Below are 15,348 nucleotides of genomic sequence, written 5' to 3'. Positions count from 1 at the left end.
TATGAGCGATAAAAATTATTCCAAAACCAATGTATTGATCGTGGGCGCCGGTCCGGCCGGACTTGCAGCCGGTATCAAGATTAAAATCGAAAATCCGGATCTGGAGGTTTGCGTCATTGACAAGGGAGCGGCACCCGGCAACCACAATCTGTCCGGCGCTGTCCTGGAAATCGATGCGCTGAAAACACTGCTTGACCAGGCCTCCCCAGGCTGGGAGGATACCAAAGCGGCGAAAACCGTTCTCGGCACGCCGATCAAAGACGATGACATGATGCTCTTCATGGGCGACACGTTTTCCATGAATGTCATATCTGCCGTAAAACTGGCAAAAATCTTCCGGCTCGACCTCGGCCAGATGCTCCACAAAGGGGACTACTCCGTCTCCATCAGCCAATTGTGTTCGTGGCTCAGCAAAATCGCCGAAGAGAAAGGCGTGGAAGTTTTGACTGGATTTGCCGCTGAAGACATTTTGCTGGCAGATGACCACAGTGTCAAAGGTTTAAAACTGGTAGACCAGGGAAAAGACCATGAGCACAACAAACAACCCAATTTTGCAGAAGGGGAAGAAATTAAAGCCGATTTCATTCTGCTTGCGGAAGGGGCTGATGGTTTGCTCACAGAAAAATTCATCGAAAGAGCGGGACTCAAAAGAAAGAGTCCCCAGCTGTACTCCATCGGAGTCAAAGAGCTGATCAGGGTAAGCGACGAACAGTTCGAACAGTTCGGTGCCAACAGAGTGGTCCATACCATGGGATATCCGTTGTGGACTCCCATGACGGGTCCGGATATGTTTGGAGGCGGAATCATGTATACCGCTGAAAAGAACCATATAGCCGTCGGTATCATTGTCGGTCTGGACTGGAAATATCATGATTTTTCTCCTCAGCAGGCGCTTGCAAACTTCAAAAAGCACAAGTTCGTGCGAAAATATATAGAAGACGGCGTGGTTGCGGAAGCCGGCGCCAAAATGATACCGGAAGGCGGACCGGCATCGATCCCCAGGGCGGAACACGGAGAGATCGGGAAAAATAACACCATGATACTGGGCGATGCCGCCGGTTTTGTGAACATGCTGAAGATCAAAGGCCTGCATAATGCCATAGAGTCCGGGATCCTTGCAGCCCGGGCCGTACGTGACAACACCAGTGAGCCGGCCAGGGCGGCCGCCCGGTATACGGAGCTGGTGGATAATGGCAATATCGGCAAAGAAATGCGGTCGGCGAAAAACTACCGGCAGATGATCGCGAAATTCGGCTTGCTGATGGGCGCCCCGTTCAGCGCCATCGGGAAAATTCTGCCGCATATTGACGTGGAAGATGACTCACGGACACTGAAACATCGGCATTACAAGTACAAGACCGACAAACTGTTCGACAGGGATACCTTTGTGGCCAAAGCTTACTCGGAACACCGCGAAGAGCAGCCCAACCATGTGCGTATACATGACCATGACATTTGCAATGAGGAATGCCGGGAGCACTATGAGATCCCCTGTCTGACGTTCTGTCCGGCCGGTGTTTACGAAATGATTGACGGCAGGCTTAAAGCAGCAAATCCGTCCAACTGCCTGCATTGCAAATGCTGCCAGCAAAAATGCCCCTACGGGAATGTCCTGTGGACCGTGCCGGAAGGCAGCGGCGGCCCGAGATATGAAAGGATGTGAAAAGAGCTCTTATGTCTGCTCCTTATGCTTCTAACGTATCGGACTGGATGATAAATAATAGCCCTGCCCTGAGTATGGGCAAGGCCTTTGCTTTCACCTGAGGTCACGGGCGAAAGTTTTTTTCAACCGGGTTACATGCATTTTACTGCCCAGAACTCCGCTCTTGCGGGACCTTCGGAATGCCGCGATCACAGACGGTTTTCTGATGAATTTTGTTCGTTTTCTGCCTGCTCATCTGCCAGCTCTTCAAGACTCACTGAATCTACCCAGCCATTACTGGTTTTGGGTCCGAAAAGCTTGTATCCGGATGTGTTCAAGAAATAATCACCCGGCGAACCCAGGGAATCACCCGGAAATTTCCGGCCGGTATGTATCCGATTAACGGTAATACCGTTATTCCCGGAATCCTTATATTCTCTCATACCGGCGCTGCTCCCTGACTCTATCTCCATCCTCTCAAGTTCAGGATCTGAGAGATCATGGATCACATTTTCCCATTGCTGATTATTTTTGGGTCCATGCAGATGGCCTGTACTCAAATTGAGATAGAAATCGCCGGGATTACCGATTCTCCTTGAAGGTTCTGTACGACCGGCAAACAAAAGTGCTCCGTCATTGTCTGCCGGACCGACACTCACAATGTTCTTGTTGACATCAAATCCGGTATTTGATCCTTCAGTTGATGATGAATCTGTTACGTTATCGCAGGAAATCAAGAACAGACCTGCAACAGTAATCGTGGATAACAGAGTTTTGAATTGGATATGTGATAAAGTATACATGGCTTTGGTTTTTTTTGATTCTTAAGTTCATTTCAAAGCGGTTTCATTTTCAGCCGCTTTCAATGACTTAAGCTTCAATCGCTCAGTATATCTGCCATCCCGTATTACATCTGTTTAAAATTTTCATTAAGAAGGTCAGGATGAATTCACATGACATCATATAACCATGATATTGTGTATCCTTGATCACGTCTGGTCATCGTTAGTCCACATGGTCTGCGGAACAGGGTCACGGCACAGAAAAAGAATAATTACTACACCCATAAGTGGCGACCCTTCTTGATTTGGCGCATTATTTTGTTTTTATTAAATTTAGAAACCACTAATGAGGGGTGTTCCGTGAGTATAACCTCTCTCCCTTTGTGGTACATCAGGACATTACAAACAAGAGACAGGTGATCGGACATGGAGCCGCTGAAAATAACACAGTTACTCCAGGATTATGCATCCGGCGACAGCGATGCACTGGACAAACTGATACCTGTCGTATATGAAAAACTTCAGGAAATGGCTCATGGACGTATGCGCGGAGAGAATCCGGGTCACACTCTCAGTACCAACGGACTGGTTCACGAGGCCTATCTGAAACTGTTAAAATTTGACCGCATCGACTGGCAAGACCGCGGACATTTCTTTGCAATTTCATCTCAAATCATGCGGAATATTCTGGTGGATTACGCCTCCAGGAAAAAAAGGGAAAAACGGGGCGGCCATCGGCACAGAATATCCCTTGGCCAGGAAGAACCGGCAGCAGATGTCAATTTAGACCGGCTGCTGAGCATCCATCAAGCACTTGACCGTCTGGCGGAAATGGACGAACGCCGTGCCAAAGTGGTGGAGTGTCGTTTTTTTGGCGGGCTCAATATGCAGGAAACTGCTGAAGCTCTCGGCCTTTCCGAACGGACCGCTCACCGTGACTGGCAGATAGCAAGTGCCTGGCTGAAGAACGAACTGCAGTAATGAACGGCTCCCGATGGAAACAAATAACGAAGCTCTTTAGCGGGGCACTCGAAGTTGATAAAACCAGACGCCAGGCTTGGCTTGAGAAGGCTTGTGCAGGGGACCGCGTGCTTCTGAAAGAGGTTAATGATCTTCTCCGGGCCTATACTGACTCAGAACTTCCGGAACAGCCGGTTGAAGAACTGCGTCAGCTGGCATTTGAAGAATTCGGGAAAAAGCGCATGGAAAACAGGCAGGTCGGACCTTTTCTGGTAAAGGAATTTATCGGTGCAGGCGGTATGGGCGAAGTCTGGCTCGCCAGGGATACACGCCTTCAGCGTGACATTGCTATTAAGTTTCCACCACCGGCCTGGGCGCACAGTGACCTTGCTAAAAACCGGTTTCTTCGGGAGGCCAGGGCTGCTGCATCCCTGGATCATCCCAACATCTGTACCATATATGAGGCCGATGAAACAACCGATGGAATCCTCTACATCGCAATGGCTTGCTACGACGGTGAAACACTTCAGCATCGTCTGGAAAAAAACGGTCCTTTGCCGGCAGATGAAACCCTGGATTTCGCAATACAAACAGCCCGGGGGCTTGGTAGCGCACACAACCAGAATCTTGTTCACCGTGACATCAAACCCGCCAATCTGATGCTCACACCGGACCGTACAGTGAAAATCCTGGATTTCGGCATTGCCAAAGCCATCGGTACCGGACTTACAACCGGCCATCGTCCCGGTACTGCGGCTTACATGGCTCCGGAACAGGCCCGCGGTGAACATGTTGATAACCGCACTGACTTGTGGTCTCTGGGCGTGGTTATGTACGAGTTGCTGACAGGACAGCTTCCTTTCCAGGGCGAGAACGAAACGGCGGTTGTCCACTCTATTATTCACGATGAAGCCAAACCGGTTACAGAACACCGGAGTGATATTCCGTCAGAACTGCACATTATCATTGCCCGTTGTCTTGAAAAAGACGCTAGCGAAAGGTTTCAACATGCGGAAGACCTGATTTCCGCGCTTCAAGCACTTCAAAAAGCACTGCAAGCCGATAATTATCCGGCTTCGCAAGATGCGGCAAGCACCATCCGGCATAACAAACATCAAAAAGTAAAGAATGGCATTGCGGGCAATTTGACAATCCATCAGCTGACTGGCAAGGCGGCTGTATATCTGACCCTGGCCGCGCTCATAATCATTGCCGGCATCGTTTTCTTCCAGCACACAAATCATCTGCTGCCGACTGCGAGTGTACCGGAGCTTTCAGACCGGGTGCTTGTCGTACCCTTTGAGAACCGCACCGGAGACTCCTCACTTGACCCGATCGGCAGAACAGCCTCAGACTGGATCACGGAAGGCCTTCTTCAATCCGGCGTGACGGATGCCGTGCAAACAATGACCACTTTACAATTGATTGCTGAAGAGGAACTGGTTGGCGGCGGACTTGAAGACCGTTTACGGCTCGTTGACCTGGCCGGACGCACCAACGCTTCCGTGCTGGTATCGGGCCGGTTTATTCGGATTGGCAGCGATATTGTATTTGAAACAGAGATCATTGATGCACATGACAGTAATGTGATTGCTTCACTTGACCGCTTGCGCGGACCGATAAACGAGCCTATGAAGGTCATTAATGATCTTCAGCAAAAAATCCTGAGTGTACTGTCCATTCACGTATATCCCGGGTTTGATTTGGAGTTTTTCGCTAACCCACCGGACTATGAATCATATACTCACTATATGGAAGGGCTGAAGTATTTCCATCGTGATTTTGATAAATCAGTCGAACACTTCAGGCAAGCCCTGGAAGTCGATCCTGACTTCATGCAGGCCATTTTGTTTAAAGGTTGGTCATATCTGATGACGAGGCAATATGCGGAAGCAGATTCACTATTCAGACATGTGGATGCTGAAAGGGACCGATTGTCTCCATACAATGAATACTATCTGGATTTCAGCCTGCATCGCATGGAGGGTGACAGGCAGGCATCTACAGCAACTGCCCTTCAGTGGCAGAACCTTGCCCCACGGAATCAGCTGGCAAACTATTTGCTTGGCAGCCATGCGCTGAGCATTAACCGGCCTCAGATTACCATCGACACTTATTCGGGCTTTGAAATGGAAGACCGGTTTATTGCGGATGCTCCGGGCGGCTTGTTGTGGTTCAGCACCTTTTCCAGAGCCTATCATCGCCTCGGAAAATATGAGAAACAGCTTGAAACGGCCCGGATGGGAATGGATTTTTTTCCCGAAGACCTGGTTTTCAGATACCGCGAAGTTGAAGCACTTGCAGCCATGGGAAAAATAAAGCAGCTTGAGGATGTGATCCTTAAAAGCAAGACTATCGATGAGCCTTCACGAGGTTCTTACGGTAACTTGCTGCTCACAGCAGCATTCGAACTCCGTGCACACGGATTTAAGAATGAGTCAATGGAAACTGCAGTGCGGGCAGTTGCATGGTTCGAAATAAATGAACCGGAAAATGAAATTGCACTTGCAAGTGCCTTCTATAATGCAAGACAATGGGAGGAAGCCTATGCCATATATGAAAAGCTGATTAGTGAAGACCCGGAAAATGTCGGATATAAGGGTGCACTTGGTGTACTTGCTGCCATGAAGGAGAATGAGGAAGAAGCACTGCAAGTTGAAAAATCATTGCGCAACGTTAATGCCAGTTATCTTTACGGCAACCATACCTATTACAGGGCACGGATTAATGCCATACTGGGTAATAAGAATAAAGCTGTATCACTGATTAAAAAGTCGTTCGAACAGGGAAGATCATTCGGAATAGGAGTCCACCGCGATCTTGCATTTGAATCCCTTTATGATTATCCGCCCTTCAGGAAGCTCCTGGAACCTGACCGGCAAGGCACCGATATGTTCACTGACTTCGTGCTTTAAGTTAGCTGGATGCCCTGGATACGGCACTGGCTGCAAATAACAACCAGAACTAAAAGCATATGGACGATCATACCACAGAATCCCGATCTCTAAAAATTGTTCGGTCATTCAACGCAGCACCGGAGATCATTTTTGACGCCTTCACCAAACCCGAAGCCATGGCGGTGTGGTGGACGGACGATACCGAATTTGATATCGATCTGAGAGTGGGCGGAAGATAGACTATTTCACGTAAAGAAGGAGATACAACGCTGACTATGACCGGGGAGTATCTCGAGGCGGAACGTCCGCAGCGCCTGAAGTACACCATTGCCATGCCGCAGTTTTCCCCAAACAGTGATATCGTTACCATTGATATTGTACCTGACGGAGTGGGCGGAAGCAAATTAACTTTTGTCCAAAGCGGGAAGGATATCGCTGCGGAATTGAGGGAACTGCCGGAGGGAGCTATCTCTGAAAGCGAAAAGGGCTGGCAGCAGGGGTTCGACCTGATGGAGGACGCCTGGGGCGAATAATTGCCGGCGATGCAGAGACGCATGTAGGCGGCAAGGTGGAATTCCCGTTCAGGCACTGCAACATTTGGGAAGTCTACGCCCCCCTTCCCCGAAAAATACGAACACCTGGACAATCCCTCCTGAAGCAAAAAAGGCTTGCAACCCAATGGATTACAAGCCTCATAGTGGCGGGGGCAGGATTTGAACCTGCGACCTTCGGGTTATGAGCCCGACGAGCTACCAGCTGCTCCACCCCGCAGTTGCAAGATTTTAAATATACACTGTATTATTGCCAGAGTCAAGACCATCTGTAATAGTAATGCATAAATACCGGAATTATTATCGGCTTTTTTTGGTACTGATGTGAGTATTTGGTAGTTTTCCAAACCCTCACTATATATGAACAGCCATTTCCCGAAAGCACACGCATCACCGTGCACGGAGACACCAGTATTAATTCCCGAAACTGTAAATCCGCATCCAAAAATCAGAGCTTCATGACGCACAAAACAGCCATTACACCCGATACGGTCCGGCAGACTCTTGGCCGGCATATGCTGGCTGACGGTTTTGACATGGTCCTCGATCTTGTCAAAAGCCAGGGACCCTATCTCCACGATTCCAACGGAAACCGCACCTATCTGGATTTCTTTACTTTTTTTGCTTCCAATCCAATGGGCATGAACCATCCGAAAATGGTCGAGAACGAAGCTTTTCTGGAAAAGATCGGCCGGGTAGCCCTGCATAACCCGTCAAATTCCGACGCCTATACCGTTGAGATGGCGGAGTTTGTGGAGACGTTTTCCCGTGTTGGAATTCCGGAATCCATGCCGAAAGCATTTTTTGTTGCCGGTGGCGGACTCGCCGTGGAAAATGCCCTGAAAACAGCATTTGACTGGAAGGTTCAAAAGAATTTCCAGAAAGGGTACCGCAAGGAGAAAGGCCATATGGTCCTCCATTTTGATGAAGCTTTTCACGGGAGAACCGGGTACACCATGTCGCTGACCAATACGGATCCGACCAAGGTCGCGTATTTTCCCAAGTTTGACTGGCCGCGTATCTCCAATCCCAAAATGGTCTTTCCGATGGATCAGCAGAACACGGAGCAGGTCGTTGAGGCAGAAAAGAAAGCCATCGCCCAGGCCGAGTGCTATTTTGAGATGTACAAGGACGATATTGCCGCAATTATCATCGAGCCTATTCAGGGCGAAGGCGGCGACAATCATTTCCGCCCCGAGTTTCATCAGGCGCTTCGCGATCTTGCAGACCGGCACGAAGCACTGCTTATCCACGATGAGGTGCAAACCGGAGTCGGCCTGACCGGAAAGTTCTGGGCTCACGAGCATTATGTCCAGCCTGATATCCTGGCATTTGGCAAAAAGGCTCAGGTCTGCGGAATTCTTGCAAACAACCGCATCGACGATGTGGATACCAATGTCTTCAAAGTTTCCTCGCGGATCAACTCGACATGGGGCGGCAACCTTGTCGACATGGTCCGGTTTACCAGATACCTGGAAATTATTGAAGAAGATGGCCTTGTGGACAATGCGGCCAAAACCGGAAGCTATCTGCTGGAGCACCTTGGTAAGCTGACCGGAGAATTTGATCACATCAACAATGTCCGCGGCCGCGGATTAATGTGCGCGTTCGACTTTCCGAATGCCGAAATGCGTGCGCATTTCCTGAAATCCGCCTTCAACCACGGTCTCCTGATGCTCCCGTGCGGCACTCATTCGGTACGATTCCGTCCCCCGCTCACGGTACAGGAAGAACACATAGATGAAGGAATGGACATAATCCGAAAGTCTATTGTCGAATCGTGGGATCAGGTCCCTCGCACCTGATCTCTTGCCATAGAGAAGCGTTGTCATCGTACCCCTGCTTCTCTTTTCAGACAGCATTGTTTTTCAGCGGCACAGGCCCAACAGCTTGTGCCGTTTTTTTCCTGACCCGGATTTGCTTCCCTGGTTGCTTCCCTGATTTTGCCTCGCGGTTTGCCTCCATGGTTTATCCTTCCGGATTAATTGCACATCAGAGGCCATTGCGTGAGCATTGCGAAAGTGGCCTGCCTTGCCTGTAATATTTACAGGTTCGGGCAGACCGGGCGATCAAGGTCCAAAGCTGTTGACCCGGGGGCTAAACCATCTGAATTCCGGGTTTATACCATTTGATGAGAATCGGGCTGAATGACCATCTCGTTCAGAATTCCCGGAGCCGGCTGGGTTACAGCATAATAAACAGCTTTGGCCACTTCTTCCGGATCGAGCATTTTATCAGCCTGCACCTTCATATCTACTTCCGGATTTTCCCAGAAATCAGTTGATACCCCACCGAGATACAGCAGCGAGTACCCGATATTAAAGCGCTTTGTAGTTTCTTCTACAAGTGCTTTGGTGAATCCGGCAACAGCAAATTTACTGGCCGAATAGACGGATGAATTGCGCATGACATGCTTGCCGAGAATTCCGGGGAACATGACAACCTTGCCCGACTTTTCACTCATCATGTGTCTGAGCACAGCCTGCGTAACCATGATCGTCCCGTTTACGTTTACATCGACAACTTCCCGGGCTTTTTTGGGATCCACATCCATAATTCCTTTAATCATGCCCGTCCCGAATGCATTGATAAGCACATCGATTTTCCCGAGCTCCTTGATGACGTTATCGGTCATCTTGTAGACCGAGGACATGTCGGTGACGTCCAGGTCGGTGGCATAGGCTTTTCCGCCTGATTCGTTGATTTCAGAGGCAATGGCGTCTGCCTTTTCCCTGTTTCTTGCTGCAAGTACAATATGTGCTCCCGCTTTTGAAAAAAGCCGGGCAATGGCACTTCCTATTCCACCGGTTCCGCCTGCGATCACGACTACCTTGTCTTCCATAGTTGTTTTGTGTTGGGTTCGGGTTATTAAAGAAGCCACAACACAAAGACAACGATCCCGGTTCCTTGCCGCCGTCCGGAGGAAAACCAGAGAGTATGTCATAAGCAGAATAGTTTTAAACGGTCTGCGTCCGGGCTATTGCATCGGGAATGACACGCTCATATCGCTCCTGCATTTCTGAAACGCTGAGATCCGCAATTCCTTCAATCACAAGGCGGTCTCCTCCGGCTTTCCCGATGACACTTGCCGGAATTCCATCCTTTTCCAGGGTATACGTCACAACGGTTTCGTTTCCGGGCTTGACTGTAATCACAATGCCCGACTGCGCCTCGCTGAAAAAATGTTCCGTGATACTCTCTCCCGGCACATTCATTTTAATCTGCGCCCCTTTCCCTGAGAAAATGGCTTTTTCCATGAGCGAAACCGCGAGTCCGCCATCGGAAACATCATGGGCTGATTCCACCATCCCGTCCCGGATCAGCTTCAGGATGCTGCGCTGAAGCCTGAACTCGAAGCCGAGATCAAGTTCGGGCGCATCACCTGCCGTAACTCCATGAATGAAAGCGAGATATTCGCTTCCGCCTATCCCGTTCCGGGGCGCTCCGGTATACAGGATGATGTCACCGTCACTGTGAAATCCGGCTCCCGTCGTGTGCTGATCGCAGTCCTCGATAAGCCCCAGCATGCCGATTACCGGTGTCGGGAAGATCGCTGCCCGCGGATTTTCGTTGTAAAAACTGACGTTGCCTCCGGTTACCGGTGTTTCAAAAACGTTGCAGGCATCACCCATGCCGCCGACCGCTTCTTTAAACGTCCAGTACACCTCGGGTTTGTAGGGGTTTCCGAAATTCAGGCAGTTGGTAATAGCAACCGGTTTTGCTCCGGTGCAGACCACATTGCGCGCGGCCTCGGCAACGGCAATCTGTCCGCCTTTTCTGGGATTGAGATAGACGTACCGGCCGTTGCAGTCCGTGGACATGGCCAGACCTCTTTTCGACCCTTTGATTCGCACTACACCGGCATCAGACGGACCGGGCCGGGTCACGGTGTTGGTCCGCACCATATGGTCATACTGTTCGTAAACCCATCTTTTGGATGCAATATTCGGAGAGTCGAGCAGCCTGAGCATGGTTTCCTCAATATTGCCGGCATCCTTATAGTCCGACAGATCCGCGGCGGCAGTATCCTTGAGGTATGCCGGCTTTTTTGTCTCCCGGATATAAACCGGAGCGCCGCCACCAAGAACCAGGCTGTCGGCCGGTATTTCAGCTTTGACCTCACTGTCCCTGAGATAGGTAACGCAACCGTTATCCGTCACAGATCCGATAACCACGGCATTCAGGTCCCATTTTTCGAATACATCCATGACCTCCTGCTCCCGGCCCTTTTCGGCAACAATCAGCATGCGCTCCTGGCTTTCCGACAACAGGATTTCATAGGCGCTCATGTCCTCTTCCCGAAGCGGGACCTTGTCCAGGTCAATATGCATTCCGGTCCCGCTTTTGGCGCTCATTTCCGAGCTTGAGCAGCTGATACCGGCAGCGCCCATATCCTGAATGCCGACGACCGCTCCTGTTTTTAGGGCCTCAAGCGAGGCTTCAAGCAGCAGCTTTTCGGTAAACGGATCTCCGACCTGAACACTCGGACGCTTGGCCTCGCTGGCCTCGCTGATCTCCTCCGAGGCAAAGGTGGCTCCGTGAATACCGTCCCGGCCGGTGGATGCTCCCACAATGATAACCGGATTTCCGACTCCCTCGGCGATGGCCGATGCGGTTTCTCCGTGCTTTACCACACCTACGCTCATGGCATTGACCAGCGGATTGCCTTCATAGCTTTTATCAAAATAGATCTCGCCGCCCACGGTTGGCACACCGAAAGAATTTCCGTAGTCTGCAATACCTCTGACAACGCCATCGAGCAAATAACGGACCCGCGGCTCGCTCATCGAACCGAAACGCAGAGAGTTCAGAGCGGCAACCGGCCGGGCCCCCATGGTGAAAATATCCCGGTGAATTCCGCCAACTCCGGTCGCCGCACCCTGATAAGGCTCCACGGCGGACGGATGATTGTGGCTCTCAATTTTAAATGCGCATGCCAGCCCGTCGCCGATGTCCACGAGTCCGGCATTTTCCTCTCCGGCACCCACCAGCAGAGAGGGCCCGCTTCTCGGCAATGTTTTGATTACGGCAATGGAATTCTTGTAGGAACAGTGCTCACTCCACATCACGGAATAGACTCCAAGCTCGGTAAATGTTGGCTTGCGGCCCAGATAGTCACAAATCTTTTGGTATTCCTCTTCGGTGAGACCATGTTCACTGACAAGGTCAGCCGTAATTTCAGGTTCGGTGTATCGCAGTGTTGACATAACAAAAATTATGGATAAGAAATATTGTGATCAGGTGAGCGCTTTCTTCAGTTCGGAGAAGTGGGTAAAAATCAAGTTGGCGGGAGAGTCTTCTACCGGTTCCTTGTCCACTGCATACCAGGCGGTTTTCCATCCGCTGCGGCTGCCGCCTTCAATATCCGATGAGTGAGAGTCGCCGACGTAGAGCAATGACTCAGGCGGGTATCCGGCCAGATCGGCGGCATACTGGAAAATACGGGGATCCGGTTTGAGATATCCCGTCTGCTCGGAAACGATGAGCTCCCGGGCATACCGGTTCAACGAAAAGTGTTCGAATTTCTTTTTCTGGATATCGTTGAAACCGTTTGTCAGCACTCCGACCGGATACCGTTTAGCAAGATCGGTAAATACCTCCCTGGCATCATCGATCCACTCCCAGTGCCGCTGATAGAACTCCATATATGCGGCCTCGGCCTCCCGCCAGTCCAGTCCCCTGACACCCAGTTCTGAGAAGGTTTTCTCAAAACGTATCCGTTTGAGCTCGTTCTGACCAATGCCACTGTTCCGATAAACATGCCAAAGCTTGTTGTTAACTCCGGCATACACGGAAATGAGCACCTCGGGCCCGGAACTCTGCAATTCCGGATACCGGGTCCAAAGGTCAGCAAGCGCCCGGTCCTGAGCCTTTTTGTGATCTATCAGGGTATCGTCAAGGTCGAAATAAATAAAGCTGATTCCGCTCATGTCATTTCGCCCGGAGTTCTGTTTACCCTTGCTGTTCGGTGACGGTGTTTTACGCATTTGATTTCTTCAATGTGCAAAAGCTTAAAAATAAGATGTTGAGCAACCTTTCCATAAAAAAACTATCTTTGGTAACAAGAATTTGCAGGATCAGCAGTAATCCTGAAACCAACTGGCAGGAACGCATGGAAATGCCTGCTGCCAAACCTCAAAAAAATTAGTTATATGGCACGAACACCATCCAATATGATTGAACTCGGAAGCAAGGCTCCGGACTTTACTTTGCCCGATCCCAAAGGCAACCTTTACAGCCGTGATCAGGTTGCCGGAAAACACGGTCTGCTGGTCGTTTTTTACTGCAATCACTGTCCGTTTGTCAAGCACATCCGCGAAAAATTCGCCGAAATTAGCGCCGAATACATCGAAAAGGGAACAGGTGTAGTTGCCATCAATTCAAACGACATCGAAAATTATCCGGATGATGCACCCGAGCGCATGGCGGAGGACATCGAAACGTTCGGGTACCGTTTCCCCTATCTGTTCGATGAAACCCAGGAGGTGGCCAGGCGTTTTGATGCGGCCTGCACTCCTGATTTTTACCTGTATGATGCCAGCCTGGAACTGGTCTACCGGGGTCAGTTTGACGACAGCCGGCCCGGCAACGACGAACCCGTTACCGGTTCTGATCTCAAGGCTGCATTTGACGCGCTGCTGAAGGGAGAAAAACCTTCGGAAGACCAGAAGCCATCTGTCGGATGCAACATCAAGTGGAAATCCTGAAAGGCACACCCGCGCCCGTTTTTTCTGCTGCCTGACCAATTATACCCCTGTCATTCAACAAAGTTCAAATGAAATAAATCATGGCCCATTCTCATACCGTTGGACGTTTTGTTCCGCTGTCTGCGAACATCTGCTTTGTGAAGCTGCTCTTGTGCATTCTCCTCATTCCATCCATTCTTGCTGCCCAACCGGACCGGTCATCCACCCAGTCCGGTTACAACTGGGTCGAAATCACCGATGATTATGACATGCCTGAGGGTCTCCGGATATTCAACGAGGACAATCTGAAAGCATGGTACGTCGAAGTGGACATGACCCGTGAGGAGCTGGCCCTGCACCCTTATCTTTCCACCACGCAGGGTCTTCCGTCATTTTCACGTGAGGTGGGCTCACTTGCAGCCATCAACAGCGGCTATTTTTCCGGCGGCACATCGCTCTCCACAGTCATCTATCCCGACGGCGACATCCGCTCACAGAATCCGCAGACACTGTCACGGGACGGCCGGACCTACTACATCACCCGCGGTCACTTCGGAGTAATGCAAGACCGGAGCATGAGCGTGGACTGGATTTATCATTTCACTCCCAGATTTTCCGATCTCTACCGCTTTCCGGAACCCGTGCCTAACGAACGAGGCGAACCGGCTGCGCGTCCGTCCCGCGACGACGGTTCTCCCATTGAAGATTTGCTGGTAGGAATGGGTGGCGGACCTGTACTTATCAAAGACGGTGAAATCAATATCACATTCACCGAGGAGCTGATTTGGGGCGGTGTCGGTGAATTCGACGAAACCCGCGCCCGGACCGCCGTCTGCTATACCGAAGACGACCGCGCCCTGCTATTCGTGGCCAATGAAAACCCCGGCATGGCATTTGACAAGCTGGCGGATGTGCTGTATGACCTGGAATGCCATGAGGCGCTGAACCTCGACGGCGGCGGATCAACGCACATGACTGTCGGCGACGAACTGGTCAACACGCCCTTCGTAAACCGGCAGATCCCTTCCATTCTGGCTGTTGTACCGGCTGATTCGGTCAAAATGCCGGACGATATGACCGAGCCGGAGGATGCCGTCATCCTTGATACCGAAATGGATAACGTGACACTCACCGATGGATGGTCTGAATCGGCCAACGAAGGATATTACGGGGAATCCAAATCATTGATCGCAGAGGCAGACGACGGAAATGAAACCGCCACATACGTACCCGACCTGGAGCCCTGGCATCAGTATGAAGTTGCCGCGTGGTGGGTGGCTGCTTTCAACCGGGCTGAAAACACCCCCTACATCATCCATCACGCCGACGGTGTGGACACGGTCCGGGTCGATCAGTCTTCGGACGGATCGCGCTGGAACACGCTTGGAACCTATTATTTCCGCGGTGCCGGACAGGATGATATCATCATCTCCAACGATGCGACCGGATCATCACCGACCAGTTTTGTAGTGGCTGATGCCATCCGGCTGATCAAAACAGGCGAAGTCAAGACCACCGGCGCCGAGGGTGCTCTTACTGACGAAGACGGATCGGATGTCCCGGATAAAATGAAATTGGGTCAGAATTATCCCAATCCGTTCAATCCCGTAACCAGTATTCCGTTCTACCTGCCCGAATCGGATCATGTGCGGGTTCGGGTGTATGACAGTCTCGGGCGGCTGATCGAAACCCTTGCCGATCGTCGTTTCGGCCCGGGCAGGCATCAGGTCACCTTTGATGCCGGCAGTATCTCGAGCGGAATGTACATTTACGAAATCTCCAGCAGTGAACACCGGATGCAAAGACACATGTTACTGATAAAGTAGTATA

At 50.8% G+C, this 15,348-nt stretch carries 10 protein-coding genes, 1 tRNA gene and 1 pseudogene; 7 read left to right on the top strand and 5 right to left on the bottom strand.

The window, feature by feature from the left end; genetic code table 11:
• Window position 1 precedes the first annotated feature (1 nt).
• Window positions 2–1,663, top strand: coding sequence for an electron transfer flavoprotein-ubiquinone oxidoreductase (locus NATSA_RS13410; RefSeq protein ID WP_210513116.1), 1,662 nt, complete (start codon window positions 2–4; stop codon window positions 1,661–1,663).
• A gap of 188 nt (window positions 1,664–1,851) precedes the next feature.
• Here NATSA_RS13410 and NATSA_RS13405 read toward each other — a convergent pair whose 3' ends face one another.
• Window positions 1,852–2,379 carry a hypothetical protein gene (locus NATSA_RS13405; protein ID WP_210513115.1) on the bottom strand — a complete coding sequence of 176 codons (528 nt, stop codon included), beginning with the start codon at window positions 2,377–2,379 and terminating at the stop codon, window positions 1,852–1,854.
• A gap of 471 nt (window positions 2,380–2,850) precedes the next feature.
• Here NATSA_RS13405 and NATSA_RS13400 point away from each other — a divergent pair, with 471 nt between their 5' ends.
• The 3 genes and pseudogenes from NATSA_RS13400 to NATSA_RS13385 all read left to right on the top strand — a co-directional run bounded on the left by NATSA_RS13400 (window position 2,851) and on the right by NATSA_RS13385 (window position 6,814).
• Window positions 2,851–3,405 (top strand): sigma-70 family RNA polymerase sigma factor, encoded by a 555-nt coding sequence (locus NATSA_RS13400; RefSeq protein WP_210513114.1) that lies wholly within the window; start codon window positions 2,851–2,853, stop codon window positions 3,403–3,405.
• On the top strand, window positions 3,405–6,299 hold the full coding sequence (locus NATSA_RS13395; protein ID WP_210513113.1) for a serine/threonine-protein kinase: 2,895 nt from the start codon (window positions 3,405–3,407) through the stop codon (window positions 6,297–6,299). Before NATSA_RS13400 ends, NATSA_RS13395 begins: the two co-directional genes overlap by 1 nt.
• 59 nt (window positions 6,300–6,358) lie before the next feature.
• A pseudogene (locus tag NATSA_RS13385) lies at window positions 6,359–6,814 on the top strand (SRPBCC family protein).
• Between the two features lie 165 nt (window positions 6,815–6,979).
• Here NATSA_RS13385 and NATSA_RS13380 read toward each other — a convergent pair.
• Window positions 6,980–7,052: transfer RNA gene (locus tag NATSA_RS13380), tRNA-Met, on the bottom strand.
• A gap of 238 nt (window positions 7,053–7,290) precedes the next feature.
• Here NATSA_RS13380 and lat point away from each other — a divergent pair.
• A complete protein-coding gene (gene lat, locus NATSA_RS13375) occupies window positions 7,291–8,637 on the top strand; it encodes an L-lysine 6-transaminase (protein ID WP_210513110.1) in 1,347 nt (448 codons plus the stop codon).
• 314 nt (window positions 8,638–8,951) lie between these two features.
• Here lat and NATSA_RS13370 read toward each other — a convergent pair whose 3' ends face one another.
• The 3 genes from NATSA_RS13370 to NATSA_RS13360 form a co-directional block, all read right to left on the bottom strand.
• On the bottom strand, window positions 8,952–9,674 hold the full coding sequence (locus NATSA_RS13370) for an SDR family oxidoreductase (RefSeq protein ID WP_210513109.1): 723 nt from the start codon (window positions 9,672–9,674) through the stop codon (window positions 8,952–8,954).
• A 115-nt stretch (window positions 9,675–9,789) separates the two neighbouring features.
• Window positions 9,790–12,039 (bottom strand): phosphoribosylformylglycinamidine synthase subunit PurL, encoded by a 2,250-nt coding sequence (gene purL, locus NATSA_RS13365; RefSeq protein ID WP_210513108.1) that lies wholly within the window; start codon window positions 12,037–12,039, stop codon window positions 9,790–9,792.
• A gap of 30 nt (window positions 12,040–12,069) precedes the next feature.
• On the bottom strand, window positions 12,070–12,819 hold the full coding sequence (locus NATSA_RS13360) for a YjjG family noncanonical pyrimidine nucleotidase (protein ID WP_210513107.1): 750 nt from the start codon (window positions 12,817–12,819) through the stop codon (window positions 12,070–12,072).
• A gap of 165 nt (window positions 12,820–12,984) precedes the next feature.
• Between NATSA_RS13360 and NATSA_RS13355 the strand changes: the two genes are divergently transcribed.
• Window positions 12,985–13,539: a thioredoxin family protein gene (locus NATSA_RS13355; protein ID WP_246481832.1), complete on the top strand. Its 555-nt coding sequence runs from the start codon at window positions 12,985–12,987 to the stop codon at window positions 13,537–13,539.
• A gap of 80 nt (window positions 13,540–13,619) precedes the next feature.
• Complete coding sequence (locus tag NATSA_RS13350; RefSeq protein ID WP_210513106.1) at window positions 13,620–15,344, top strand: golvesin C-terminal-like domain-containing protein; 1,725 nt, start codon at window positions 13,620–13,622, stop codon at window positions 15,342–15,344.
• Window positions 15,345–15,348 lie beyond the last annotated feature (4 nt).

Origin of the sequence: Natronogracilivirga saccharolytica (assembly GCF_017921895.1) — a bacterium.
GTDB classification, from domain to species: domain Bacteria; phylum Bacteroidota; class Rhodothermia; order Balneolales; family Natronogracilivirgulaceae; genus Natronogracilivirga; species Natronogracilivirga saccharolytica.
Note: the sequence above shows the minus strand (reverse complement) of the source record. Positions and strands in the feature narration are given on the sequence as shown.